This window comes from Bifidobacterium sp. WK012_4_13 (assembly GCF_041080835.1).
Lineage (GTDB): Bacteria > Actinomycetota > Actinomycetes > Actinomycetales > Bifidobacteriaceae > Bombiscardovia > Bombiscardovia fermentum.
In genome coordinates, this window is record NZ_CP129683.1 from 1,539,350 (window position 1) to 1,564,499 (window position 25,150).

At 55.8% G+C, this 25,150-nt stretch carries 17 protein-coding genes and 2 pseudogenes; 11 read left to right on the forward strand and 8 right to left on the reverse strand.

Features of this window, described 5'->3' with window-relative positions; all coding sequences use genetic code 11:
- Positions 1-79 precede the first annotated feature (79 nt).
- The 5 genes from QN062_RS06245 (at position 80) to QN062_RS06265 (ending at position 5,886) form a co-directional block, all read left to right on the forward strand.
- On the forward strand, positions 80-1,198 hold the full coding sequence (locus tag QN062_RS06245; protein WP_369340979.1) for an ABC transporter ATP-binding protein: 1,119 nt from the start codon (positions 80-82) through the stop codon (positions 1,196-1,198).
- Positions 1,195-2,160 carry an ABC transporter permease gene (locus QN062_RS06250; RefSeq protein WP_369340980.1) on the forward strand — a complete coding sequence of 322 codons (966 nt, stop codon included), beginning with the start codon at positions 1,195-1,197 and terminating at the stop codon, positions 2,158-2,160. The genes QN062_RS06245 and QN062_RS06250 overlap by 4 nt, the downstream gene beginning before the upstream one ends.
- The gene (locus QN062_RS06255) at positions 2,157-3,119 is read left to right on the forward strand and encodes an ABC transporter permease (RefSeq protein ID WP_369340981.1); all 963 of its coding nucleotides are present in this window, start codon (positions 2,157-2,159) and stop codon (positions 3,117-3,119) included. Before QN062_RS06250 ends, QN062_RS06255 begins: the two co-directional genes overlap by 4 nt.
- 26 nt (positions 3,120-3,145) lie before the next feature.
- On the forward strand, positions 3,146-4,309 hold the full coding sequence (locus tag QN062_RS06260; protein WP_369340982.1) for a PotD/PotF family extracellular solute-binding protein: 1,164 nt from the start codon (positions 3,146-3,148) through the stop codon (positions 4,307-4,309).
- Between the two features lie 182 nt (positions 4,310-4,491).
- On the forward strand, positions 4,492-5,886 hold the full coding sequence (locus tag QN062_RS06265; protein ID WP_369340983.1) for an aspartate aminotransferase family protein: 1,395 nt from the start codon (positions 4,492-4,494) through the stop codon (positions 5,884-5,886).
- Between the two features lie 113 nt (positions 5,887-5,999).
- Here QN062_RS06265 and QN062_RS06270 read toward each other — a convergent pair whose 3' ends face one another.
- The 4 genes from QN062_RS06270 to QN062_RS06285 all read right to left on the reverse strand — a co-directional run bounded on the left by QN062_RS06270 (position 6,000) and on the right by QN062_RS06285 (position 11,965).
- Positions 6,000-6,833 carry an SDR family oxidoreductase gene (locus tag QN062_RS06270; RefSeq protein ID WP_369340984.1) on the reverse strand — a complete coding sequence of 278 codons (834 nt, stop codon included), beginning with the start codon at positions 6,831-6,833 and terminating at the stop codon, positions 6,000-6,002.
- Between the two features lie 139 nt (positions 6,834-6,972).
- Positions 6,973-9,318, reverse strand: coding sequence for a TIM-barrel domain-containing protein (locus QN062_RS06275; RefSeq protein ID WP_369340985.1), 2,346 nt, complete (start codon positions 9,316-9,318; stop codon positions 6,973-6,975).
- A gap of 52 nt (positions 9,319-9,370) precedes the next feature.
- Positions 9,371-10,609, reverse strand: a complete 1,239-nt coding sequence (locus QN062_RS06280; protein WP_369340986.1) for an MFS transporter — start codon at positions 10,607-10,609, stop codon at positions 9,371-9,373.
- 681 nt (positions 10,610-11,290) lie between these two features.
- Positions 11,291-11,965, reverse strand: coding sequence for a GNAT family N-acetyltransferase (locus QN062_RS06285; protein WP_369340987.1), 675 nt, complete (start codon positions 11,963-11,965; stop codon positions 11,291-11,293).
- Positions 11,966-12,101: 136 nt separating this feature from the next.
- Here QN062_RS06285 and QN062_RS06290 point away from each other — a divergent pair, with 136 nt between their 5' ends.
- The 6 genes from QN062_RS06290 (at position 12,102) to QN062_RS06315 (ending at position 21,038) form a co-directional block, all read left to right on the forward strand.
- On the forward strand, positions 12,102-13,490 hold the full coding sequence (locus QN062_RS06290) for an MFS transporter (protein WP_369340988.1): 1,389 nt from the start codon (positions 12,102-12,104) through the stop codon (positions 13,488-13,490).
- A 12-nt stretch (positions 13,491-13,502) separates the two neighbouring features.
- The gene (locus QN062_RS06295) at positions 13,503-14,465 is read left to right on the forward strand and encodes an alpha/beta fold hydrolase (RefSeq protein ID WP_369340989.1); all 963 of its coding nucleotides are present in this window, start codon (positions 13,503-13,505) and stop codon (positions 14,463-14,465) included.
- 58 nt (positions 14,466-14,523) lie between these two features.
- Positions 14,524-15,777 (forward strand): family 1 glycosylhydrolase, encoded by a 1,254-nt coding sequence (locus QN062_RS06300; protein WP_369340990.1) that lies wholly within the window; start codon positions 14,524-14,526, stop codon positions 15,775-15,777.
- 117 nt (positions 15,778-15,894) lie between these two features.
- Positions 15,895-18,138 carry a glycoside hydrolase family 3 C-terminal domain-containing protein gene (locus QN062_RS06305; RefSeq protein ID WP_369340991.1) on the forward strand — a complete coding sequence of 748 codons (2,244 nt, stop codon included), beginning with the start codon at positions 15,895-15,897 and terminating at the stop codon, positions 18,136-18,138.
- A gap of 150 nt (positions 18,139-18,288) precedes the next feature.
- On the forward strand, positions 18,289-19,416 hold the full coding sequence (locus tag QN062_RS06310) for an SGNH/GDSL hydrolase family protein (RefSeq protein ID WP_369340992.1): 1,128 nt from the start codon (positions 18,289-18,291) through the stop codon (positions 19,414-19,416).
- A 50-nt stretch (positions 19,417-19,466) separates the two neighbouring features.
- Positions 19,467-21,038 carry a family 20 glycosylhydrolase gene (locus tag QN062_RS06315; RefSeq protein ID WP_369340993.1) on the forward strand — a complete coding sequence of 524 codons (1,572 nt, stop codon included), beginning with the start codon at positions 19,467-19,469 and terminating at the stop codon, positions 21,036-21,038.
- On the opposite strand, the gene QN062_RS06320 is transcribed toward QN062_RS06315, so the two are convergent.
- The 4 genes and pseudogenes from QN062_RS06320 to QN062_RS10085 all read right to left on the reverse strand — a co-directional run.
- Positions 21,002-21,775, reverse strand: a complete 774-nt coding sequence (locus QN062_RS06320) for a TetR/AcrR family transcriptional regulator (protein WP_369340994.1) — start codon at positions 21,773-21,775, stop codon at positions 21,002-21,004. The two genes, QN062_RS06315 and QN062_RS06320, sit on opposite strands and share 37 nt — an antisense overlap.
- A 149-nt stretch (positions 21,776-21,924) precedes the next feature.
- Complete coding sequence (locus tag QN062_RS06325; protein WP_369340995.1) at positions 21,925-22,725, reverse strand: transglutaminase domain-containing protein; 801 nt, start codon at positions 22,723-22,725, stop codon at positions 21,925-21,927.
- Positions 22,726-22,878: 153 nt separating this feature from the next.
- Positions 22,879-23,640, reverse strand: a pseudogene (locus QN062_RS10080) (alpha-E domain-containing protein); the annotation flags it as partial.
- 74 nt (positions 23,641-23,714) lie between these two features.
- Positions 23,715-25,062, reverse strand: a pseudogene (locus QN062_RS10085) (circularly permuted type 2 ATP-grasp protein); the annotation flags it as partial.
- Positions 25,063-25,150: the final 88 nt, after the last annotated feature.

Here is a 25,150-nt window from a genome sequence, read left to right on the forward strand (position 1 = left end):
GTTCCATCCGTTACTCCCATACTTCAATGCCGTGGCGAGTGACATCGATGGCATGCAGCGGCGAAGGAGGTAGTTTGCATTGACGACAGAACATACCGCAACAGCCAGTCAGCAATCACAAAGCCGCCAGGAGATGGGCCTTACCATCAACATGGCGACGAAAATATTCCAATCCGCAGAAGGCAGCGAAGTCCGAGCCATCGACCAGGCAAGCCTGGAAATACGTCCGGGAGAATTCTTCGTCATGCTCGGCCCGTCCGGCTGCGGAAAAACAACCCTCCTTCGAGCCATAGCAGGCTTGGAAACGCTTGATGCCGGCGAAATCTATCTTGGCAGCACTCGCATCGATGGCATACCTCCGTATTCACGGCCGGTGAATACCGTCTTTCAGAGCTATGCCCTTTTCCCACACCTCACCGTCGCCGAGAATGTCGCGTTCGGTCTTGAAATGGAAGGGCAGTCGCGCTCTGACATACGAAAGCGCGTTCAGGAGATGCTCGACCTCGTGCATCTAGGCAACCGAGGAACCCGCAAGCCCGATCAGCTCTCAGGAGGTCAGCAGCAGCGCGTCGCCCTCGCCCGCGCCCTCGCGAAAAGCCCGAAGGTGCTGCTGTTGGACGAATCGCTCTCCGCGCTGGACTTCAAGCTCCGACGTCAGATGCAGGTGGAGCTGAAACGCATACAGAGGGAGACGGGCATCACCTTCGTCTTCGTGACGCACGACCAGGAAGAGGCACTTTCGATGGGAGACCACATAGCGGTGTTCTCAAAGGGAAGACCTGAGCAGATTGGCACGCCGGAAGAAATCTACAACAAGCCCGTCAATCGTTTTGTCGCGGATTTCATTGGAGACATCAATTTCATCGAAGCGAGCAAGGCAGCGAACAACGCAGTCACCATCTCAACGACCGAACTGCCCGTCGAGCAGGACCTGTCCAAGATACCTGTCGGGTCATCCCTGACCTTGGCCGTTCGCCCCGAGAACATCAGCCTGGGACCTGCAGTCGAATCGGCATTGTGCGGCACAATAGCATCGCAGACCTTCATGGGAGCCAATATGCGCTGCGAGATCCAGCTCGACGGGGGCGCGACCATCCTGGTACGTGTGCCACCGCCATTTGATTTCGACATCCTGCACGAGCACGGGCAAGTATCCCTCTCGATTCTCCCCCAGCACCTAAGGGCGGTCGACCAATGAGGCGCGCGACCGAAGCAAGCTCCCGAAGCAAGAAGACGAATACCTTACGCAGCCTGTTCGGAACCCCGCAGCGGCAACGACCAGGGCTTCTCAGCCATTGGTATGCCTGGCCTGCAGTGATCGTCGGATTGATATTCACTCTCGGTCCCATAGGTGTGATCATCGCCTTCTCATTCATGAGCAGACCCGAATCCGGCGGTGGCGTCGTATTCAAATTCTCGACAGACGCATACGAGTCGCTGCTCTTCAGCCGCGATTTCAGCAATGTGGTCTCCTTTGACTGGCGATACGTTCAAGTTCTGGGAACATCGTTATGGCAGGCGTTGCTCACTACTGCCGTATGCATCGCGCTATCATTCCCCATCGCCCTATGGATGTCGCTCAAGAAGCCACGCGTTCAGCAAATGCTCGTACTTGCCGTCACGATACCGTTCTGGACCAATGAACTGGTAAGGACCTATGCGTGGATGCTGATTCTCAATCAGAATGGTCCAATCAATGGTCTTCTCAGACTTCTTGGATTTGGCAGCCAGCAGCTGCTCTATACGCAATCAGCCTCGGTCATCGGCCTTATATACACATTCCTGCCCTTTGCAATACTTCCCATGTATTCCACGATGTCAGGATTCGACTTCCGTTTGGTTGAGGCGGCCTACGATCTCGGAGCCCACAAGCTCACCGTGATGAGACGGATCATTCTGCGCGCCGCCCGTCCAGGCATCATGTCGGGGATTTCACTATGCTTCATCCCCGCTTTCGGAGCCTATCTCCAGCCGGTGCTGCTTGGTGGGGGCAGGGTCCTGATGGTTGGCAACCTTATCGCCTCGGAATTCTCAGAGGCTCGAAATTGGCCGCTCGGCGCCTCATTGTCGACAGCGATTCTGGCCATCACGCTTATAGGCATGGCAATCGCCACATACATGGGAGGGCGAGCCTCAAGAAGGGCTGGGATCACAATATGAAAGAAACCTCAGATACGAGCAGCCACAGCGATGTTGAATTCGCAGACCTCATCGCGCGCACCAGAGCACAGCGACTTGCGAATGGAGACGCTCCGGATTCCATCTCAAACCCTGAATGGCTGTCTGGCAAACAGCCTGGCCGGCCTCTGAGCACAAAGCGCTCAGGACATAGGCAGGATCCCCTGAAGCGGTTCCCGATGGTGGCGCTTACCAGCGTGCTTTCGTTGGCGTTCCTGTATGTGCCGATGCTGTTCATCGTCGTCTTTTCATTCAACAAAGGTCAGCAAGCATTGCTGTGGCATGGCTTTTCTTTTGAATGGTATGGAAAGGTGTTCTCCGACAACAACATTCTCAGCGCGACGGTCACATCGCTCGAGGTCGCCTTCATAGCGACGGCATGCTCCAGCATCATAGGCGTCCTGTTCGTGCTGGCCGTCGATCACATGTCGTCGGCCGGATCGGCACTGGCAACGTCGCTCATCAACGTTTCGCTGATCATTCCAGAGGTCGTTCTGGGCGTCTCGACCATGTCCCTGATTCGACTGATGGGACTCACACCTGGATTCCTTCCGCTGGTTCTCGCGCACACGACATTCTGCATACCGTTCGTCGTCATGCCAATTCGTTCACGCCTGACAACGCTCGACCGCTCTTGCTTCGAGGCTGCAGAGGACCTTGGTGCATCGACGTTTCAGACAGTGCGGAGAATCACGCTCCCGCTGCTCACACCGGCAATCATTTCGGGAGCCCTGATGGCATTTGTCGTGTCAATGGACGACTTCATGATTTCCAATTTCCTTACATCGGCAGGAACAACCACACTGCCAATCTATATCTTCTCTCTGATTCGCAAGGGAGTGAATCCGAGCGTCAACGTGGTCGCCACGCTGCTGCTGCTGCTCGCGATCATCGTCACGATCGCGTCGACGCTGCTCACCCGTTCGCAGAACCGCAAATGACATTGCTACGAGACAAGGGGTAGGTCATGAAATCTCACACTCGGCAACAAACCTTCGCTCGATTGGCGAAGCACGCAGCGAATTTCGCCGCGGCACTCATATCTGCGACCATGGTGATTTCGCTTGGGGCGTGCAGTGGAGGAATCAGCGACAGCATCGCACCTTCCGGCGGTGCCGCAGACAAGGCAGTCACATGGTCGCAGGCCGCCCGCGGAGGCACCCTGCACATATACACCTGGGCGGACTATGTGACTCCAGAAGTTCAGAAGGCCTATGAGAAGGCGACCGGCACCAAGCTCACCATCGACACCTTTGACAGCAACGAAGCCCTTGAAGCCAAGCTTCAATCAAGTGGCGGAGCCGGGTACGACATCGTCATGCCAAGCGACTACATGGTGAAGCAGCTGATAACCGACGGACTGCTCCAGAAAGTCGACATTGCAAGTCTGCCCAATGCAAAGAACATCAAGACCTCGCTGAGAAAGCCATATTACGATCCCAAGGATCAGTATTCGATTCCATACATCATTGGATATACCGGCTTCGTGTATGACTCGACGGTTCTGTCAAGCGCCCAGGCGCCAAAGACATGGAAGCAATTCTTCAATCCACCAGCGGCCGCGGGCAAGGTACAGATCCTGAACGATCAGGTGGAGATAGTCAACGCGGCATTGAGAGCCGTGGGAGCCGAGCAGTGCTCAACAAGGAATACCGATTACCAAAAGGCCGATACGCTCCTCGCCTCCTTCAAAAGCAAGGTCGGAGTCATGAGCTCGGATGGCGTTGCGGACCGGCTGGCATCCGGAGAGGAAAAGCTGGGAATGTCTTGGAGCTTCGATGCGTATCAGGCCATGGAAAGCAATGCGAATCTACGGTTCGTCTATCCAACGGACGGAACGAGCATGTATGTCGACACCGCCGCCATCGTGCGCGGCTCCCAGCATGTGGGGCAGGCACTTACCTTCCTCAATTACATGTTGAACGTCAAGAACAAGCAGGCGGTCGAGGAAAGCGGGGGTTCAGGGAGCGTCCTGACTGGCGGCGATGCCCTTCTTCCTGAGGCGATGCGCAAGATCAATGCGGTCGTACCCACGGATGCCGAATCGAAAACGCTGGTTCTGGAGCAGCAGTGTTCGAATACCGTCAATGACTATTACACGAAACTATATGAGAACTTCACACAACAATGATTCGGAAATAAATGTAAAAAATTAATATTAGTGCGAATATAGTAGTTTTAATATGAAATATCTTGGAAATATATAGCTGCTTAGCTAATATTGCTTATAGAACCGCAGGCCGGGTTTTGAAGGGCAAGTTTCCAACAACAGCAATCATGCTTACGCAGGCCGGTGGCAGTGAGGAAAACGTCATGTCAACAGTTATTGACAGAACTACCGTTATCAATCCAACAAGGGTTAAGGAACTCACGGCTAAGGAGAGCGAGCTGCTCAACGGCAAACTCGTGAAGTCGCGAGAGATGTATGACAAGGCTCGCGTTCATCTGAGCAATGGGGTCGCATCTTCGTACCAGCTCCGCGATCCCTGGCCCATCTATGTTGACCGGGGAGAGGGCTCAAGAATCTTCGACGTTGATGGCAATGAATACTATGATTTCCATAACGGCTTCGGCGCAATGATACAGGGACATGGCAACCCGGTCATCGGCAAGGCCATCAGCGAAAGATTCCCGAAGGGAACGCACTTCGCCGTGCCGGACGAGGACGACTACATTGTCGCCGGAGAGCTGTCGCAGCGCTTCAACCTGCCAAAATGGCGCTATACCAATTCCGGCTCGGAAGCGACGATGGATGCGATTCGCATTGCACGCGCCTATACGCACCGCGACTATTTCATGAAGATATTCGGTTCATACCACGGTCATCATGATGCTGTGATGATCTCCATCAGCGAGGATTACGACAAGATCGGAGATCCGAATCATCTCAAGTCGCTCCCCTACGGTGCCGGAATCCCCAAGGCGACGGTCCCTCTCACAGTGCCCGTTCCATTCAACGATGCCGCAGCTCTGGAACACAGAATCATAGAGATGGAGCAAGAGGGAAACCCACCTGCCTGCCTGATCATGGAGCCCTGTCTCATGAACATGGGCATCGTGCCACCTGAGCCCGGATATCTCGAGGCGGTGCGAGACATCACCGCGAAACATGGCATCGTCCTTATCTTTGACGAGGTGAAGACCGGTCTGACCATTGGACCAGGCGGAGCAACGCAGCTGTTTGGCGTCACACCCGACATGGTCACCGTTTCGAAGGCCCTGGGCGGAGGTCTTCCCATGGGAGCCATCGGCGGGACCGAAGAGGTCATGAGCGTCGTCGAGGATGGCGAGGTCTATCAGGTCGGCACATACAGCGGGAACCCTCTGTGCGTCGCTGCGGCCCGCGCCAACCTCGAAAAGGTTCTCACGCCTGAGGCCTACGCTCATTTTGACGACTTGAACGGTCGGCTCATGGAAGGCTGCACGGATGTCGTCAAGCGCTTCGGCTTCCCCGGATACGCGGTCGGATTCGGCGCGAAGGGCTGCGTGACATTCTCGCCAAAGAAGGTCGTTGACTACGTCACCTTCCGTGAAGGCCAGCGCAGCGAGCTGAATGAGCTCTGCTGGCTATATGCGATGAACCGAGGGGTGTTCATGACACCCGGTCGCGAGGAGGAATGGACGCTTTCCGTATTCCACGACAATGACGCAGTCGATGCATATGTCTCGGCATTCGACGAAATGGCCCATGATCTCATGAAGGAATGATGAGATTCCCTTCTTTAGGAATTCTCGGTGCCTGATTGCCAAGCGTGCAGTCAGGCACGTCTCGGCTGTCAGTGGCATCATCACATGCGAACTGACAGCCGATTTCCATACCATCATGCGGTGGGCATCGGCACCTTGCCAGACTGCACGGCCGCTATCGCACCGCCATCGACGAGCAGATCGATTCCGGTGATGAAGCTTGCCTGTGGGCCGACGAGGTAGGTGACCGCATCTGCGATATCGCTCGAAGTCCCCAGGCGACCGGTTCCCGAATTATCCACCATGGCCTGCATGAATGCGCCGGATGGACTGTCTAGCTCCTGCTGACCCATGCCGGTCGAAATGACACCGGGGCTGACGGCATTGATCCTCGCACCGCGGGCACCCCATGCGATGCTCGCCGTCTGCACCTGAATCCTGTTTGCCAGCTTGGCAACTCCATATCCGATACCGGAGTTGCCCAATGCGGCTTCTGAAAGAAAGTCCAGCTTCAGCAGCTCCTCTCCTCTTGAAACGCGTATTGCATGTTCCTGTTCACGGGTGAATGGACGGGAAAGATAGCTTGACATGCTGGACACCACCACACCAGCGGTTCCTGGCCTGACTATCTCGCCAAACTCTTCCAGCGTGTAGGCAACGCCCGCAAGATCGATTGCAAGCACCCGTTCAAGAGACGCCATGGTCGGCGACACCCCCGCTGTATGCACGAAGGTCGACATGGCCCCGGTTTGCTCGACCATTTCCACCAGCCCATGCACCGATTCCCTGGATGAGACATCGACCTGCTGCGCAACGACATCAAAGCCATCGGCGCGCATCGAATCGCATGTCCCACGAAGCAGCTCTTCATTGTAATCGGCAAGAACCGTCGTTCTGCCCGGTGCGAGACGACGCGCAATCGTTGCGCCCATGCCACCGACACCGACAATCACTACCACGTCACTCATGAGAAAACCCCCTTGTTTAGATCCTGAAGTAACACGCTCATGCTATCAGCATCTTCTGAAAGGAAGCCCCTCCTTGGCACCGGCTTCGCGGTCGTTGCAAGGAGGGTTTCCCATCACTGAGGATCCTCGGCCTTGCACATCACATGATCAGCGATGCATATTCGATGACCATCGACCGCAGATCGGGATTGGTGATGGTCTGGGCGTATGTCACCAGGTTCACCGGAGTGGTCAGGTCATCGTCGACCTTCTTGAGGACCTCGCGCTTCTCCTCGTAAGGCAGCTCAGCCCCCTGTAACAGTCCAAGCAGCTGTCCGCGCGCCCTTTCGGCCTGTCGTCCGTCTTCGTTGGGCTTGCCCTCGAACTTCTGACCGTCGCCAAGGGTGAACTCATTCCTGTCACCGATCGTGAATCCGTGCAGCTTGAAGTGCAGCCTTCGCTCTTCGGGTACGATGCCGTCCTCATCTTCAAGGGCTGCGCTGACAGCACCGTCGCGGACACGTATCGTGGTCTTGGCGATGCTTCGATTCATATGCTCATACATCACATATTCGTTGTCCTCGTTGCCATACACCTGAATGTCGAGCTCGGTGGGAAGCTCGTCGGCTCGCTGCATCGGGTCGGTCGCCAGCGGAACGATGGCACCGAGCTTGGCGAAGACCGGCATGTTCTCCAAGCTTCTTCCAAGACGGATCTGCGTCTCGCCGGTCTTGAACTGCCCATCCAGGTTCGTGCTGGATGCCATCGGCCGGGTGACGCCCTCATGGTCACCCTGATATACCAGATCGGTGAAGATATCCATCCATTTGCCCTCTGGTAGCCATGCATCCACGAAGCCGACGTTCAGCTGAGGAACCTGTGGTGTGGTGATGGGGGCGACCATCAGCTCGCTGCCGAAGAAATACTGGTTCCTGAAGAGATAGCTTTCCTCATTGTCCTGATACCGGTAGTACATCGGTTCGATGAGCGCCCTGTCCTTGTCGTGGGTCTCGACGTTGGCGCTGTCGAGATAGGGGACAAGACGGTTGCGCAGACGAAGATACGCATTCATGCATTCATGGACGTCGAGGCGATATTTCCATGGTTCCTTGCCAGAGAAGGGATTGTCAGAGCTGTGCAGACGGTTGATCGGACTGAACACGCCAAGCTGCAGCCAGCGAAGCGACAGGGCGGGATCGAAGCTTCCCCAGATATGACCTCCTATGTCATGGCTCCACCAGGTGTAGCCGATGTTGGTCGCGGTCACTGTGAAATAAGGCTGGAAGTTCAGCGATGCCCATGTGATGACCGTGTCTCCCGAGAAGCCGACTGGGTAACGATGGGAGCCTGGCCCTGCGAAGCGCGAGAGGATGATGCCCTCGCCGTCATGCTCCTTCTGGTTGTCGAGGAAATGATAGTGGTTCAGATTCCACAGCGGTTCCACCTTGTCCTTGCTGCGGCTTGAACCCTGCTGCCAGTCAAGCCACCAGAAGTCGACGCCCTCCTTCTCCATCGGATGATGCACATCGTCGAAATATGCCTTGCGGAAGCTGGGATCGTCCATGTCGAAGATGGCTGGCTCCTCCTTCTCGACATCGAGGCCCAGATCCCTGGCAACCGCTGGATATGAATCCTCGAAGGCTCGGATTCCGCCAGCCGGATGGGTGTTCAGCGAAACATGCCTGTGCTGCCTCTTGAGTTCCTTGAGGAAATCGCGATGGTCCGGGAACAGCTTGGAGTTCCATGAATATCCGGTCCAGGTGCTTCCGAAGCGGGCCGGCACGTCGTCGGTGCGATGCCAGTCCATATCGATCATCGTGACGCTTATCGGCACGTTCTCCTTGTCGAATCTGCCCATCAGGTCAAGGTATTCCTGCTGCGTGTACCTGTAGTACCGGCTCCACCAGTTTCCCAGTGCATAGCGCGGAATGATCGGGGTCTTGCCGCTCAGGCGGTAGTAGTCCGATAGTTCCCTGCGATAGTTGCGACCATAGGCAAAGAAGTACCCGTCCGCCTCTTCTGGATTACGGTGCACGAAATGATTGTCTTCGATGGCGAAGGAATCGCTGTCGTCGAGGAATGCGTAGCCGTCGCGACTCATGATGCCATCCTCGATGGGTGTCGAACCATCGACAAGGTCCAGCGTCGCGTTGGTCCCTCCCAGATTCCCGCTCACATGCTCGCCGAAATACCATATGCTGTCATGCAATGTGTATTGGTATTTCGCATCGATGTGGAGGTTGCTTGACGCGAACCGACCGCCGTCATAGTAGAGATGGAAGAATTTCGTCTCGATCTCTATCTCATGACCGTTGCGGTTGCGCTCGACCTCGTAATCGACAGGCTCGAAGCTCCGGTTGGCGACGAGCTGGGTGCTGCGATCCTCGAACACCCCTGAGGATGCGTATTCCAATCGGATCAATCGATCGGTGATCAGTGTGAATCTGTAGTTGCTTCCTTGCACTACGTTTCCATCGGCATCGTTGTTGCTGGCAGTCCTGCTCATAACGATGACTCCTTTCATTCAATGTGGCTTCTGACTGATTTCCCTGGGGTCCTCAGAAGCGAACCTTTGTTTTTCTGACGATTACGGCGCTGACGACCGCAAACACTGCAAGGACGATCGCGAAGAAGACAATCGGTGCAGTCGCCGTGTCTCCCATGATCTTCTGTGAAAGGGCGATGCCGTACGTCGACAGGAACGAACCGATGTTGCATCCCACGAGAAGCATCGTATTCGCGCCTGCCTGCGCCTTGGCAGGAACGAGTTGGACGATCATGTTGAAGCCGCAGATCGTCGTCGCCGCACAGAATCCGGCAACGAAGCTGGCAATGATGAGCATCGCCGGATTGGATGCGAAGTACAGCATCATCAGTCCGACAACATAGAGCATGAGGAACGCAGGCAGCGTGTAGCCGTGCAGCCTGCGGTAGATTCGTCCGAACGCGACTCCGCCCAGGAAGCCTCCCAATGTGGCGATGGAGACGGCGACGCTGGAACTCTGCGCGCTCATGATGTGCTGGGCAATCGCAATCCGGGGAATCTGCAGCAGAACGAGGATGTTCACCATGACGATCACGCACACCAGCAGGAACAGAGCTATCGTTCCGGGGGTGAAATAGGTTCTTGCGCTGAGCTTCCCACGCGCTTCGTTCATTGGCTCCTCGGGCTCGGGCAGTTCAGGTATCACCTTCCAGAACAGAATCGCGATCGGAATCGCAAGAAAATAGATCAGGAAGGCAACATGCCATCCGAAGGTGAGCAGGAAGCCGACCAACAGCGTCGCAACCGTGGCGCCCACCTGTTCGCAGGCCCCACGATATCCAAGCATCGTGGATTCCTCACCATCGTCATAGAAGCGGTTGATGATGGTTATGGCCAATGAATTGAACATGCCCATACCCGCTCCAAGCAGCATCCTGGATATCAGGATCAGCCAGTAGAGGTTGGATACAAGTGGCCCGATCCCCGATATCGCTATGCAGCATAGACCAAGGATGATTGCCTTCTTGATTCCGATCGCGTGCGAGATGGAGGGCGACAGCAGCAGGAATATCAGTACGAACACCTGTGGCACGGTCGCCAGCAGATTGATCGATGACTCCGAGGTGACGCCTAGCGTTTTGGCCATGTATGGCAAGGCCGGTGAGATTGAGGTGCCGGTCACCAGAATGAGCGAGATGCTCAGAATGGTGAACTTGAACAGTATTGACTTTGACTTGGTCTTCAGCGAAGTTGCAGGGGACATGTCGCCCTTCCTGGGCTGATTGCTCAAAACATCGTTGGATGCTTTCATGGAATGCTCTTTTTTGCTCTGTGTTGCATGAATCGACAGCTGTGCCGATGTCATGACAAGCCTGTTGTAAGGATCAAACGATCAGAACGAGTCGACGCCGTTGCCGGCGAGTGCTCTGACAATCCATTCCTGGCAGCCGATATGAGGCGCATCGAGCTAGCGGTACCTGATTGCCTGCGTAATGAGTCGACGCATGACGAGGGTCGTGCGTGACGTGCCAAGACTGGATGAGGAAGAATCTGGAAATTGCCTGAGAAAGCTCACGCAAGGCTCCGCATGAAGCCAAGTCCGAACCAGGGGCGGGCATGTCAGTCTGAATCAAGGGGTCCGTGCATCTGCATGCGAGTCTAAGGTCTGCGAAGGTTCCCAGCAGTGAATGCGGCGTGCTACATGGAAGGGAAACGGCCAACAAGGCGTTCTGTCTGATGGCGCAGCTGAACCGCGCAAAGAGCACAGTCGTTCATGAAGCCCATCACAGTCATCGTAGCCATCACCACCTTGTCACCTAGTCATTGACGCGATGCTGAGCCGAAGTCTGATTCAAATGAATCGGCTGCGTATCGTCTGCCATCCATCACAGTCATCGCTTCCGTGCGCCTGCGATGCTCAAACTGTATGACGGCATCATGACAAAGATCACCGCGACAGATATGAGCCTGGATACGCGGCCACAGGCAGGCGTCAGTCGTCCAGATTCATGCAATAGCTCCAGTTTCCAACAGTGACACCGTTGCGTTCGACCATCTGAGAAAGAAATTCAGTGAAGCCGTTGCCGACATAGAATCGTCGATTTGGCTCGGTGTTGGTTATCAGCGTGATCGTCTTCCCGCCATGGCTTCTGACGTATGGGACCATGCAGTCCTGAATCATTCGGCTTCCAAGTCGCTGACCGCGATGTCTGCTTTGCACCGCCAGCAATTCCACATACCAGGCCTTGGGATACCTGATGAAGCAGTCCTTGTCGGTATCGTCACTGATCCTTCTGAAATCCAGTATGCGTCCCAAACCCACATGCCAAGGAAGCCGCCAGCCTCCGGAAACGATGTAGTTCAGGAGTCCAGGGCGTCTGTTCTTTGGATTCTGCATCAAGGCGACAGATACGATGCTGCCGTCAAGCACACCGACCAGGCAGTCATTGCGTCGAGCAATCGCCCGAATGTACATGAGAAGCAGCGATCTGATGAACTTCAGATACTCGGCTTCGCCGCTGAACGCATCTCGAAACACAAAGCTGAAGAATGGATAGTCCACGAAGGAAGCGGCGGCAAGATCTGCGATGTCGCCCAGCTCGCTGTGCTTGGCAAGCCTGTATTTAACGGTTGATTGCTGCGGAGTCTCAGACATGCCACCCATCATAGGTCTTCTGCACTACCGGACGAAGGGATTCCAGTGCCACGAAGACTTATCTGAATTCATGGCGATATGGACTCGTAAAAAAAGCAACCGCATGGTAACTTATGAACTACACAATGAAGTGCAGAAGGAGATTCCTATGTCGACATCACATAAATCCTCTGAATTGAAGCCAGCGGAGGCTATCCAGACATTGCCCTCGGAGGCACCCGGAGCAGGGGAAAGTCCGATCGAAGTCGCAGCAAGCAATTTCTCGGCCGACGATTCACCATTCAACGAATTCGGAGAGCGCCGATTCGTCACCAGACTCAGCTGGTTTGGCCCGCTGAATCTAGTGGCGGTGCTTGCCTTCACCATCCCTACCGCAGCGACGGCCGCCCTGTTCTCGTTCATGTATACCGTCGTGCTGCCCGAATCCCAGGCAAACACCGCAATAGGCATCACCAACGTGTTCGGTGCCTTTGTGGGTGCCATATTTGCCGTGCTGATCGGATTTCTGTCGGATAGAACGCACACTCGCATGGGCAGAAGAAACCCGTGGATTCTCAGCGGAGCCGCAATCTGCACACTTGGACTTGTCGGACTTGCGTTCGCCGACTACACGGCTATCTGGTCGGTCGTACTCTTCTTCTGCATATTCCAGGCCGGACTCAACACCTTCTATGCCGCCTACACCGCCCTGCTGCCAGACCGCGTGCATTCCTCCCTGCTTGGTCGGGCATCCGCATATTCCGGATTCGGCAGTCTAGCAGGCACCGCCCTCGGTTCGATTCTGACTCAGGTCCTGGTCAGCGTCTTCGGATCGGCGAATCTCAAGGAAGGCTTCCTTACCCTCCCTTGGCTGATGATCGTCATCGCAATCGTGATCGTGATCGTGCTGCCAGGCGCTGACCTGCGCGCGAAGCAGAACGATCGGGATGGAGCCCTTGCTTCTGGTGCCAAGTCCCAGTTCCGGATTCCCAAGGATCGTGATTTCTGGCTGGCCTATTTCGGTCGCTTCGCAATTGTGCTTGGCGTGATGCTCATTCTGCAGACCGCCACACAGATTCTGCGGTATCATCTAGGCCTCAGCGTCGCTGGCGCAGCATCGGTAGGCGCTGTCGCAGGTCTGCTGATGGCTGGCGCAGGTGCCGTGTCCTCGCTGTTCGCTGGGTTCATCTCTGACAAGATAGGCAAACGCAAGCCCCTGATAGCCTTCACCGTCGCCTTCTTCATCCTTGGTGCCGCGCTGCTTGCATTCAGCAACAGCGTGACGGTCTACTATCTCTACACCATCTGTGCAGCGCTTTCCTATGGCAGCTTCCAGGCAATCGATCAGGCGCTGATGGTCGAAGTGCTTCCCGACAAGGAACATGTCGCACAGGACATGGGTATGCTAGGAACCACGAACACACTAACCGGCGTCATCGCAGGAGGCCTGGGGGCCCTGCTGATAGGCGTGCTGGGCTACGAGATGCTGTTCGTCATATCTGGCGTGCTTGCATTTATCGGAATCCTCATATTCATTCCAATCAAACGAGTCAAATAGAGGCAATGCACAATGTCTGTCAGTACACATTGGTCAGGTCACGCAGCAGCAACCAAGGCTGGTGGCGACGGAATCGCGCAGGCGTTCATCGGGAAACTGCCACCAGCCAATCCCCTCACCTCCGATCTGAGCGATGGCACGATGCAGACCGTATCGATGCAATGCAGCTGGGGCGGTGAACTGACGGCATCGGTGTCGGCGGACTACGACACCGCAGCGCATGTTTCCCTGTTCATTCCTGGCTTCACCGGATCGAAGGAGGATTTTCTCGGCTTCCTGCCGCATCTGATCGCACAAACGAAGCCGTCCGAATCAAGGGCGTTCGTGGCATACAGTCAGCGCGGGCAGGCAGACTCTGCACGACCTCAGGGCGACTACGACTATGCCCTTGAAGACTTCGTCAATGATGCACAGGAAGTACTCATGCGCCTCGGTGCAGAACGGCGTCCGATCGACGTGCTGGGGCACAGCTTCGGTGGAGTCGTCGCCCGGCGGCTGTCGATTGCCTGCCCCTCACTCGTCCGTTCACTTACGCTGCTGTCGAGCGGAGCGAAGCCGATTGCCGAAACACCTCAATCGCGTGCAGGGATGCAGGCAATTCGCGACCACGGTTCCTCGATCATCTTCACATCCAAAAACCCCGGCGCCACCGATGAGCCGCAGGACGACCCGTATCTTGAAATGTTCAGGCAACGAGCCCATCGAACATCAGTGGAAAATCTTCTATCGATAGCATCGATTCTGACCGACTACGACGATGTGACCGACTCCCTCAAGGCAACCGGGATCCCAATATCAATCATGTTCGGCGAGAACGATCCGGTCTGGCCTCACGCCGTGTATCGAGAAGAGGCGCGACGTCTGGCCGTTACGCCGATCGTCTTTCCAGGGGCGGGTCACAGCGCGCAGCTCGACGTACCCGATGCCCTGGCCAAGGCACTGTCCAGCTTCTGGTTCAAGAACCGCGGGCAATGATTCGCAACCGCACCCGGAACGAGGAGCGATAACCAATATAGGGAAAGAAGGAGCTCATATGCATGAACGACAGACGACAGACCACATGATCCGTCCCGGCACTGCAATGGATGGCACAAGCATTGCGATGCCTGAAGGCTTTCTTTTCGGCGCCGCCACATCACCCCACCAGGTCGAGGGAAGCAATGTGAACAGCGACTGGTGGGCATACGAGCATGCCCCATCAGGCCCGATAAGCGAACTGTCCGGTCCCGCCTGCGATTCCTATCATCACTGGCGCGAAGACATGCGTCTGCTTGCCGACGCTGGCTTCAATGCCTATCGTTTTGGAATCGAGTGGGCTCGCATAGAGCCTAAGCCCGGTGTCTTTGACGAGGCGGAAATCGCGCATTACGGAGAGATGATTGACGGGGCACGCGGCATGGGCCTGTCAGCGCTTGTCACCCTGCATCACTTCACCCTTCCTCTCTGGTTCGCCAGGCAGGGTGGCTGGACGAGCAGTCATGCCACTGAGCACTTTCTGCAATACATCTCTGCGGTCATGCCGATTCTGAAGCACGGCGTCACTGGAATCGTCACCATCAACGAACCAAACATGGTCGCCATCTTGGGACGCGTCACAAGCGGCGAGGTTTCCTTCTCCGACATGGAACCGGGAGTCCTGCCCGATCCCGACCCGTCGGTGGCGCTTGCACTGAAGAAGGCCCATCATGCCGCGGCGGATATGCTGCACCGAGAATTGCCTGGGGTCGCCGTCGGCTGGAGCGTCGCAAATCAATGCGTCCAGGCTCTCCACGGTGGCGAGGAGCGGGCGCGCGCATATTCCCAATCCATCGAAGACCAGTTCATTCTTGCAGCGGAACATGATGATTTCATCGGCATTCAGTCATATACCCGCACGGTTTTCGGAGCCGATGGGAAAAGGGTCCAGCCCAGATCGGAAGATCTCACGTCGAATGGGTGGGAATACTATCCACAGGCAGTCGGCGGCGCGATAGAACATACGCATGCGCTGATCCCTCAGGTTCCACTGCTGGTCACCGAAAACGGAATATCAACGCATGATGACGAACAGAGGATTTCGTATACTCAGGGAGCCTTGCAATCCATAAGCTCATTGCTGGTGCAAGGCTTGCCCATCCGCGGCTATTTCCACTGGTCCCTGCTTGATAACTATGAGTGGGGCAGTTGGGAACCCACATTCGGCCTCGCGTCGGTCGACAGGAGTTCCCCCGACTTCACACGCATCGCCAAGCCCTCGTTGGCCTGGCTGGGCAATTGGGCGAAACTGCAGCGAATGCCGTGCAGGTGACCCACTGACCCAACGGTTGGCCCTCGACCGCGGCCATGCCCATGAAACTCATACGCAATGCAATCACGTCAGTCGACATCGCAAGAACGATGCCCATCATCCCAGGGAGTTCACCATATGCAATCACTTTCCATCGAACAGAAGTCATCTCTCACATCGGGAGCCACAACATGGACCAGCCAGGGTGTCGGAGACATCGAATCCATGCATATGAGCGATGGCCCCCATGGATTGCGATACCAAGGATCAGACGGTGACTCACTGGGTCTGGGAGCAAGTGTGGCATCGACGTGCTTCCCGACCGCCGCAGGGCTTGCGTCAACATGGGACCGTGACATGGTGCGAAGGGTCGGAGTTGCCTTGGGCGAGGAAGCATCCGAGCTGCATGTAAGCATGCTGCTCGGTCCGGGACTCAACATCAAGCGTTCGCCCCTCGGTGGCCGTAACTTCGAATACGCTTCCGAAGATCCCTTCCTCGCCGGCTCGTATGGGATCGCCTTTGTGGAAGGCGTGCAATCGCAGGGCGTAAGCGCCGTGCCCAAGCACTTTGCCGTGAACAATCAGGAAACGGACCGCTTTCGCGTCAGTGCCGAACTGGATGAGCGCACGCTGCGTGAAATATACCTTCCCGCTTTTGAAATGACGGTCAGACAGGCTCGTCCCTGGGCTCTCATGTGCTCATATAACAAGGTGAACGGCGTATACGCCAGTCAGAACGAACGGCTCCTGACGACGATCCTGCGGCATGAGTGGGGGTTCGATGGCGTTGTCGTGTCGGATTGGGGCGCTGTCTCAGATCGCGTTGCAGCGGTCAAGGCAGGTCTGGATATCGAGATGCCCCCTTCGAATACGGATGGCAAAATCGTCGACGCAGTCAAGTCCGGTGAATGCGACGAATCCGTTCTCGACACCGTTGCCGACCGTATCTCACTGCTCGCACGCCGCACCCGACAGGCACGCTCCGGCAGTCCTCGTGCCGCACGACAATCCATCAGCGAGCATGACGATCTTGCGCGCAAGGCAGCGCAGGAATCGGTCGTCATGCTCAAGAACACCGGAATCCTGCCACTCTCGACCAGTGACAGCTCTTCGATTGCCGTGATTGGTGAATTTGCACGCACACCTCGGTATCAAGGAGGCGGATCATCTCATGTCACGGCCCTGCATGTCCGCAATCTGCTTGACGAGCTCAGGCAGGCACTCCCCAACCGTGAGATCACGTTTGCACCGGGCTACGCCGTTCCCAGACAAGGCGGCAGCGAAGTGCCGGATGCGCAGCGGCTCGTTGACGAGGCCGTCCGTCAGGCAAAAGACGCGTCAGTTGCCTTGGTCAGCCTTGGATATTTCGAATCCGATGAATCGGAGGGCTCCGATAGGAGCGGCATATCTCTCAGCGACCCTCAGACGAAACTGCTCGAGGCCGTCATCGCAACCGGAACCCCCACAGTCGTGATACTCTCCGGCGGTGGAGTCATTCAGCTCGGCGATTGGGCCGATCAGGTCGATTCCATACTCGAGGGATGGCTGCTCGGCCAGGCTGGAGGCGCTGCGCTAGCGGACATACTGACTGGAGTCGTCTCACCATCTGGACACTTAAATGAGACGATACCTCGGCGATTGGAAGACAATCCCAGCTACCTTCATTTCCCTGGATCGCATGGTGAAGTGGTATATGGTGAAGGTCTCTATGTCGGCTATCGCTATTACGACACAATGAACCTGCCAGTTGCATTTCCATTCGGATTCGGGCTGAGCTATTCGACATTCTCCTATGGCGACATCGAGGTCGAAAGCGTCGATGCGACAAGCGCAAGGGTCTCGCTGACGGTCACCAACACTGGAAGTCATCATGCCGCCGCCGTTCCCCAGATCTATGTCCGCAGCAACCAGGATGACCGCCCGGTCCATGAGCTCAAGGGCTTCGAACGGGTCGAACTGGATCCAGGCGAAGGTACGAGCGTTGCCCTGAAACTCGATGAGCGGGCCTTCGCGACATGGGATGCCTCACAACAGCGTTGGAGAACGTATGCAGGTGACTACACCATCGAGATAGGCACTTCAAGCCGTGATATCGTGCATTCCAAGACAATCACACTTCGCGGCGATGGGTATGTCCCGCCGCTGACGGTCATGTCAACCATCGGCGAGTGGATGGCCAGTCCCTATGGCGTCAGGGTGCTCAAGCCCTTGGTGGACAGGATCCGTGCATCAGCTCCCGATTCTTCTCCCGAGATGGCTGCCATGTTCGCACAGATGCCCCTGATAAAGCTGGTTTCATGGGGCATTGGTCTCGACGAGACCAAGATCGAAGCAATGACATCCGCAGCGAACCGTCTCAAGGAGGAAGACGCAAAGGGCTGACCGACCCCGCCCCTTCTCACGAAGCGATTGCCATTCGCGAAGTCTTCGACTGTCGCGCAGACTGCAGGAGGGAGCCCGCGACAGTCATCATGCGACTGCATAATTCAAGAATCTTCACTCATATCGAGTTCAAACGGAGGCAAATCACATATGAAAAGCATCTACGAGGGTCACGGGATCGAAGCATTTCTCAACCATGCCGCTCAGACCGTTCCCGGGCCGTTCAAGGGAATCATGCCTCATCGAATGAATGCACGGCTACGTTCGCAGATCGAAGATCCATTGTTTTCATGGAATGAATTCTGTCCATCGGGAATCAGCCTTGAACTTGCAATAAAAAAGACCACGACAATCACTCTTACCGGCTATGCCCTTGACGATTCACCGCAATGGATCTCTCTGGTCTCAAGAAATGCAGAACAATCGAAACGCATGGATGTGCAGATGCACGGGCTTGGCCGACTCGTTCCCAATCTGAAGGAGGGATCCTTCTCTCTGAAGACCGGAAATCCAATGACCATAACGCTTGAGCCACTCGATGCGATGGATACGCAGTTCACCGTCATGCTCTCCCATACCTGCCTTGCAGAAATCATAGGAATCGAATCCGACGACGCTGTCACGCCGAACGGCATTGAGACGCCCCGCCGTCGATGGACACACTACGGAAGCTCCATCAGTCACGGAGCGCAGTCTCAGCGACCTGCCGATAGATGGCTCATGCAGGTTGCACAGAAGCTAGACCTCGATCTCACCGATCTGTCGCTCTCAGGCAATGCCCAACTCGATCAGGCGGTCGCCCGAACCATTGCGAATCAGCCCGCCGACTTCATCACCTGTGCAATAGGAATAAACCTGGTCAATGCAGATTCTATGAGGGAACGGACATTCATGCCTGCCGTGCATGGCTTCCTCGACACCGTTCGCGACAGGCATCCACAAACACCACTTATCGTGATAACCGCATGCACCTGCCCGATGCAGGAAAACACGCCGGGACCAGTCATGCAGGAATCCGATGGAACGTTCAGAACCGCACGACGAAGCCTCGAAAACGACGAGGGTGCGCTCACGCTTTCAAAGACTCGCGAAATGGTCGAACGAGCCGTTGAACAGCGTCATGATCCATTCATGACCGTGATGAATGGGCTGGAGCTTCTTGGGCCGAGCGATGCCCATTTTCTGAGAGACAATCTGCATCCCGACCAGGCGGGAATCGATGTCATCGCCTCACGCTTCGCGACGCTGCTGCCACAGGCACTCAGAAGAGTCCAATAGTCATCCAAGGCGCTCATGAGCATATGGGAAACTCAATGAAAGGGATTCCAATGAACACGCAATGGTTGAACGTCATCTATGACGCTGAATTTGGTCAGCAGGGAGTGCGCGACTTCACGGAGCTGTGCACCGGGAGAGGTGCTTCGACCGAAGACGTGCTGCCAGTCAAGTCCCTTCGCATTCGGCACGGCGACGATGCCGATGTCATGAACCATGGAATCGATCATCCCGGCGGACGCGTTCTGGCACCCGGCAGAGAGCTCATTGACGAAAGCCATGCCACCACCATCGATCCGATCAGACATCAGGCAGACATTCAGGCGCAGACCGAGACCGGCGTCTTCCGCGCGCTGTGTGCACTGGCCAGGGGAGCAATCACTAGAGAAGCACAGACCAAGGAAGCACAGACCAAGGAATCGCAGACTAAGGAAGCACTGACACATCCACGCAGCTCGCCCCGCTATGCATGGCGTTCGCTATCACTGGACGTATCCCGGTACAAGGCATCCATAGAAGAGATTGAACGAGTGATCGATCTCCTCGCCCTTCATGGGATGTCCGTTCTGCACCTGCATCTTACGGACCACCAATCCTGGAGGATTCCCGTCGATGGCTTCGATCTGCTCTCACAGTCACCGGACTGCTTCACATGGAAGCAGCTCGACGGCTTGAAGCATTATGCGAGGCAACGCCATATCACACTGGTTCCGGAGATTGACCTGCCCGGACACTGCGCCGCGCTCCTGGAGCGCTATCCGGAGCTTGCAGGCAGGCCATCGTTCGCTCACCCGTTCCTCTCGTATGTCAATGTGCGCACGGAGGAATCCCGCAGATTCCTATCGGCATGCTCCCGATCCCTGTCACGTCTTGCCACCGGTGCATATGTCCACATCGGAGGAGATGAGGTCCTGGGCATTCCCGAAACAGATTTCAACGAGGCGATGAGATTGTTGCAGGACGGAGTCCATGAAAGGGGGCTCAAGACCATTGCCTGGCAGGAGGGCTGCCGGGGCAAGGAAACCGCCGACGCATACCAGTTCTGGATGGACGAGCAAGACATTCCAAGTGAGGAGAGTCTGGTGGGTGCATGGCCACAGCAATTTTCCTCGGTTGCGCGGCAGGCCGCTGCGATGTATGCACTGTGTCGCGACGATCCGCGACGATTGCGGGCGAAGGGTTCCATGGTCATCGACTCGCAGCAGTCCTTTGTCTATCTCGACCGAAAATATGCTGAGCAAAGCCAGGTCCCCGAACAGAACGAACGGATGAGGACTCTCGGATTCCCTGGGTATGCGCCGAAGAATTCCACGGAGCCTCTGGGATGGAGTCCAATTTCAGATGGGCATGGCGGCACTGCACCGGGGATTGATCAGTCACAGGCAACGCTGACGGCGGGTGTCGAGGCGGCGCTTTGGACGGAGACCGTTCGGTCGACGGCAGACATGGACATGCTGCTGCTCCCCCGGCTGGCCCTCATCGCCGACTTTGCCTGGACCGGAAATCCACGTCTCACCCAAGACGGTGCACTCTTGCAGCGAATGCGGGACTATGCAAAAGTCTGGACCCTCCTGGGATACGACGATTTCTATCGCTCATCGTCGCTGTTCCCACGTTTGGGATAGCGCTCGATGATTTCCTGGACGTCGATGCCTATTCTTTCCAAGAAATCCCTGGCGTCAGCGAGCATATCCGTGTTCTTCGGATCAAGAAGCCACTGGATCTGTATGCCATCCATGTAGGCGATGAACTCCTGGGCCAGACAGAGGGCCTTGTCTGCTTCGGAGTCTGTGAGCTCGGCGATGCCGTGGGCGAGACGCCTGGTGAACGTGCCATAGCGCTTCTGAAAATAATCATGAGCCGGGTGATTGGCATCCGTCGCCTCGGCTGAAAGCTTGACGAAAGTCGCAACGATTCCCGGGTTCTCGATGTTGTTCCTTATCGAGTCCAGCAACCACGGAATGACCGTCTCCGAAGAGGATTCACCAGTGTGGGCAAAAAATGATCTGGCGGAATCGGTTGTCATGTCGCGACGTCTGATTGCCTGAATGATCAGATCATTCTTATTCGTAAAATAGCGCAGAAGCCCGGCATGCGAAATGCCTGCCTCGCTCGCTATCGCACGAATGGAAACGGCATTCGACCCGCTTTTTGAGAACAATCTCAGCGCGGCATCCAATATCCTTTCCTTCGTTCGCCCGCCTTTCGTGTCCTCTTTCGGCTGATGAATGATTCTTGCGCTGTGGTTCCTCGAACGCGCCCTAACATTGGAAGGGCGACGGATCGAACGCTCACGCGCAGTGGAGGCGGCGTTGCCTCCCCCCGATGAGCCGGCGGACTTCTTCGGTGATTCTTCTTTCATCCGGTCCATCTTTCTCTTTGCCTGTCTCAACCATAGCCGCAACATGGCGATACGCGCTCATCCTATGCACGCAGGTTCATATGGCAGTGCTTCAACGTGAGATGGAATGCCGAAAAGAACCACCTCTTCCTGCCGGGGCTGGAAAGTCTTCAGGCGACCTGTTCATGAACCGAGGCGTTCACCCATTGGCGCTGCACGACATTGGCACCTGAGAACGTACCTATGTCAATCATGCAATCACGGTAATCACGGCCGTGGGCGATGGTTATGTAGTCATCGTTCACCAAACGATTATGCGTTGGGTCAAATCCGACCCAGCGGCCATCGTTGTATATCTCGATCCATGCATGCGTGGCACCTTCGCCCAGAAGCAGGCCGGCTATGTATCGTGCCGTAAGTCCCAGATGACGACAGACGGCGAGCATCACATGCGAATAGTCCTGACACACACCCTTGCCCTGGGCCAATGCCTCCTCGGCGGTGGTCTGGATGTCCGTCGAACCAGGAGTATATGCGAAAGCATCAAAGACCCTCTGCATCACCATACGAGCGCAGTCTAGGGGATCTGAAGAACCTTCATCATTCGCGAGGTCTTCCCTGCATCGCTCGATCATCGCCCCCAGCGTCACCCCAGGAACGGTCAGCTCGGAATCATAGCGATACAGGGGCTTGTATTGCTCCGGCTTGATATGGTCGTTATCGACGAAGGCGATGCCCGTGACGGAATATTCGAAGCAGTCGTGCGGCTGCGGCATGTAACCGGTAATCACCACGGAATCAAATGCGTCATGCTCCGTTTCCAATTCCGTTTCGGGTGTGACGTTGATCTTCACGTCGACAACCTGTTGGCGAGGTCCGGAAACCGGAACGCAACGTAGCTGAAAGCGGTGATCCGTAACGGCATCGCTGAAATTCAGCTTCATCACATAGTCAAACACAAGTTTCTTCACAAGCCCTCTGTCCCTCAATCCTTCCGCGGCTCCGAACCAACAAATCACTATCAGTTAGCATACACATACGTTCGTCACATGAATTCAGCCCATATGTGAACACCCATGTCTGAAGACAAGCCAGAATCAATGGAACCGGCCGCATGCTTGCCATTATCCGGCAACCCGGCTATCCATGTTCATGGAGTTGAGCACCCTTGGCTTCCCACTGTCCACATCAAGCACTCTTCCGTTGAATCCATTGAGGAACTCCACGATCTTTTCGGATAGCTTGGCATAGCCCCGAACCGGCAGCTGATCGAGCAGCCAGCGCGCGCCGGCTGCAAAGCACTGCGGCAGTGGCAGTCCATTCAGCATTGCCGCATATGCGGCCAGTTTCTTCAATGGAGCCTCCAGACTCGCCTCTGGCAGTCCGAAGCGCGTATACAGGTCAATGCGCTCGAGATACTTCCCAATGAAGAGGAAGGACTTGAGCACCGGATCGAGAGCGGAGTTCTCAACGCCTCCCCACAACGAAAGCATATGATCGCCGATGTCGCGCTGACGATAGATGTTATCCGATTTCAAGCCGCTGTGCGCGGCATCGGTTATCGTGTTCACCGCCATTTCGACATACTGCACCAGATTCGATCCCAGTTCCGGGCGCAATACGACCGCATTGTTGAATGCGCTTTGCATGGCGCATCGAACTGAATTCGGATTGTGCTCATCGTAGAGGAACGAATGGATGAATGCATCGAAATCATCGAAGTCCTCTGGAAGATCCAAGGCGTGGGCGAAGGGCTTGAATGCTTCGACCTGAGTATCCATGACCAGGTCATAGAAGGGGAAGAACTGGCCAATGGTCGTGAAGACGCGTTCGGTGTAGCGTCCGAGCCAATACAGATTGTCTGCCTTCGCAGCAGTCACCAAAGCCGCGGCCTGCTTGGAATGGGTTCCGACAAGATTGATCGCATCGCGTTTCGTTCTCTCATTGAAGGCTTCGGAATTCGCAGGTGCAAGAACCCAGGTATCCTTGAATCCACCTCCCTGAGAGGAATTGACGATCATCTCGCCCTCGATCGATGAATAACGCGTCAATCCCGAATACCAGACATGCGTTTTCTGGCCTGTGACCACAAACGCTCGCAAATCAGCCTTCCGGGGTGTCTTTTCACCTGTTCTGCCGTCCACGATATCGATGTCCTTGAATTGGATGACCTCCTGTGCAATGAACCTCCGCGGATCCTTCGCTATCGTTTCGGCCATGTCCGAACGCTCCTTCGCATTCAGACTCGAACCAAAGACGACGCCATAGCCGCCTGCCTCCGCCACATCCTTGATGACCAGCTCGCCCAGCCGGTCTAGCACGATCTTCCTGTCTTTCTCGAACATGGGCATATAGGTCGGGGCGTTGTGCAGAATCGGCTCCTCGTGCAGATAATATCGGATCATCTCTGGCACGAAGTAATACATTGCCTTGTCATCGACCACACCGTTGCCAGGAGCGTTCATGATCGCGACATTTCCAGCACGGTAGGCGGCCAGCAGACCTGGGATTCCGATCACTGAATCTGGATTGAAGCTGAAGGGGTCGAGGTATTCATCGGCCAGCCGCCTATAGACGACGCCCACACGATGGCGGTTTCCTGCATAGTCAACGAAATACAGCCGATTCTGCACCACTTCCAGATCCTCGGGGAATGCAAGCGTTGCACCGGTTTTCTCCGCCAGATATGCGTGTTCGAAGAATGCCGAATTCTGTCTTCCCGGAGTGAGCACGACAGCTATCCCCTCGGTGGAGACGAAGTCCATCGACTTGCGAAGCAGGCGTGGATAGGCTCGGTTGTCCCGTATCCTCACATCACGGAACAATGTCGGATAGATGCGACGCTCGATGTCTCGGACGAACAATGGATAGCTTGCGCCTGATGGGATGCGTAGGTTGTCTTCCAAGACCCACCACTGCCCGTCCTCGCCCTGAACCAGATCCTCTCCGGCAATGTGCGCGAATACCCCTCCAGGAGGCGTCACACCGTTGACCTGTGGATAGTATCCGACCGATGTGTAGACGTATTCCTCCGGAATCACCCCATCCTTGATGATGTTCTTGTCCGAATAGATATCCCGAAGGCATGCGTTGAGAGCATCGACGCGCTGCTTGAGCCCTTGCTCCAGACTGTCATATTCGTCTGACTCGATGATTCTCGGTATGGGATCATAGGGAAACAGCCTATCCTCGTAACGCCCATCGGCATAGATGCCAAAGCGGACGCCATTGCGGCTCAGTTCCCTGTTGATGGATTCACGCCTGCCGACCAACTCGCCTGCGAGTTCACGTGCGTTGGATTCCAACATGTTCCGCTCCATTCTCTTGTCGAACGGTGAGACCTGACCGGTTATTTCACTTAAGCACAATCCGTGGGGAAATGACCCGAACAACACG

Bases quoted from the DNA above. Each gene is read 5' to 3' on its own strand.
- QN062_RS06270 (WP_369340984.1), bottom strand. From the start codon at position 6,833: ATGAGTGACGTGGTAGTGATTGTCGGTGTCGGTGGCATGGGCGCAACG.
- QN062_RS06285 (WP_369340987.1), bottom strand. From the start codon at position 11,965: ATGATGGGTGGCATGTCTGAGACTCCGCAGCAATCAACCGTTAAATAC.
- QN062_RS06305 (WP_369340991.1), top strand. From the start codon at position 15,895: ATGCAATCACTTTCCATCGAACAGAAGTCATCTCTCACATCGGGAGCC.
- QN062_RS06315 (WP_369340993.1), top strand. From the start codon at position 19,467: ATGAACACGCAATGGTTGAACGTCATCTATGACGCTGAATTTGGTCAG.
- QN062_RS06295 (WP_369340989.1), top strand. From the start codon at position 13,503: ATGTCTGTCAGTACACATTGGTCAGGTCACGCAGCAGCAACCAAGGCT.
- QN062_RS06280 (WP_369340986.1), bottom strand. From the start codon at position 10,609: ATGAAAGCATCCAACGATGTTTTGAGCAATCAGCCCAGGAAGGGCGAC.
- QN062_RS06275 (WP_369340985.1), bottom strand. From the start codon at position 9,318: ATGAGCAGGACTGCCAGCAACAACGATGCCGATGGAAACGTAGTGCAA.
- QN062_RS06310 (WP_369340992.1), top strand. From the start codon at position 18,289: ATGAAAAGCATCTACGAGGGTCACGGGATCGAAGCATTTCTCAACCAT.
- QN062_RS06255 (WP_369340981.1), top strand. From the start codon at position 2,157: ATGAAAGAAACCTCAGATACGAGCAGCCACAGCGATGTTGAATTCGCA.
- QN062_RS06300 (WP_369340990.1), top strand. From the start codon at position 14,524: ATGCATGAACGACAGACGACAGACCACATGATCCGTCCCGGCACTGCA.
- QN062_RS06290 (WP_369340988.1), top strand. From the start codon at position 12,102: ATGTCGACATCACATAAATCCTCTGAATTGAAGCCAGCGGAGGCTATC.
- QN062_RS06265 (WP_369340983.1), top strand. From the start codon at position 4,492: ATGTCAACAGTTATTGACAGAACTACCGTTATCAATCCAACAAGGGTT.
- QN062_RS06320 (WP_369340994.1), bottom strand. From the start codon at position 21,775: ATGAAAGAAGAATCACCGAAGAAGTCCGCCGGCTCATCGGGGGGAGGC.
- QN062_RS06260 (WP_369340982.1), top strand. From the start codon at position 3,146: ATGAAATCTCACACTCGGCAACAAACCTTCGCTCGATTGGCGAAGCAC.
- QN062_RS06250 (WP_369340980.1), top strand. From the start codon at position 1,195: ATGAGGCGCGCGACCGAAGCAAGCTCCCGAAGCAAGAAGACGAATACC.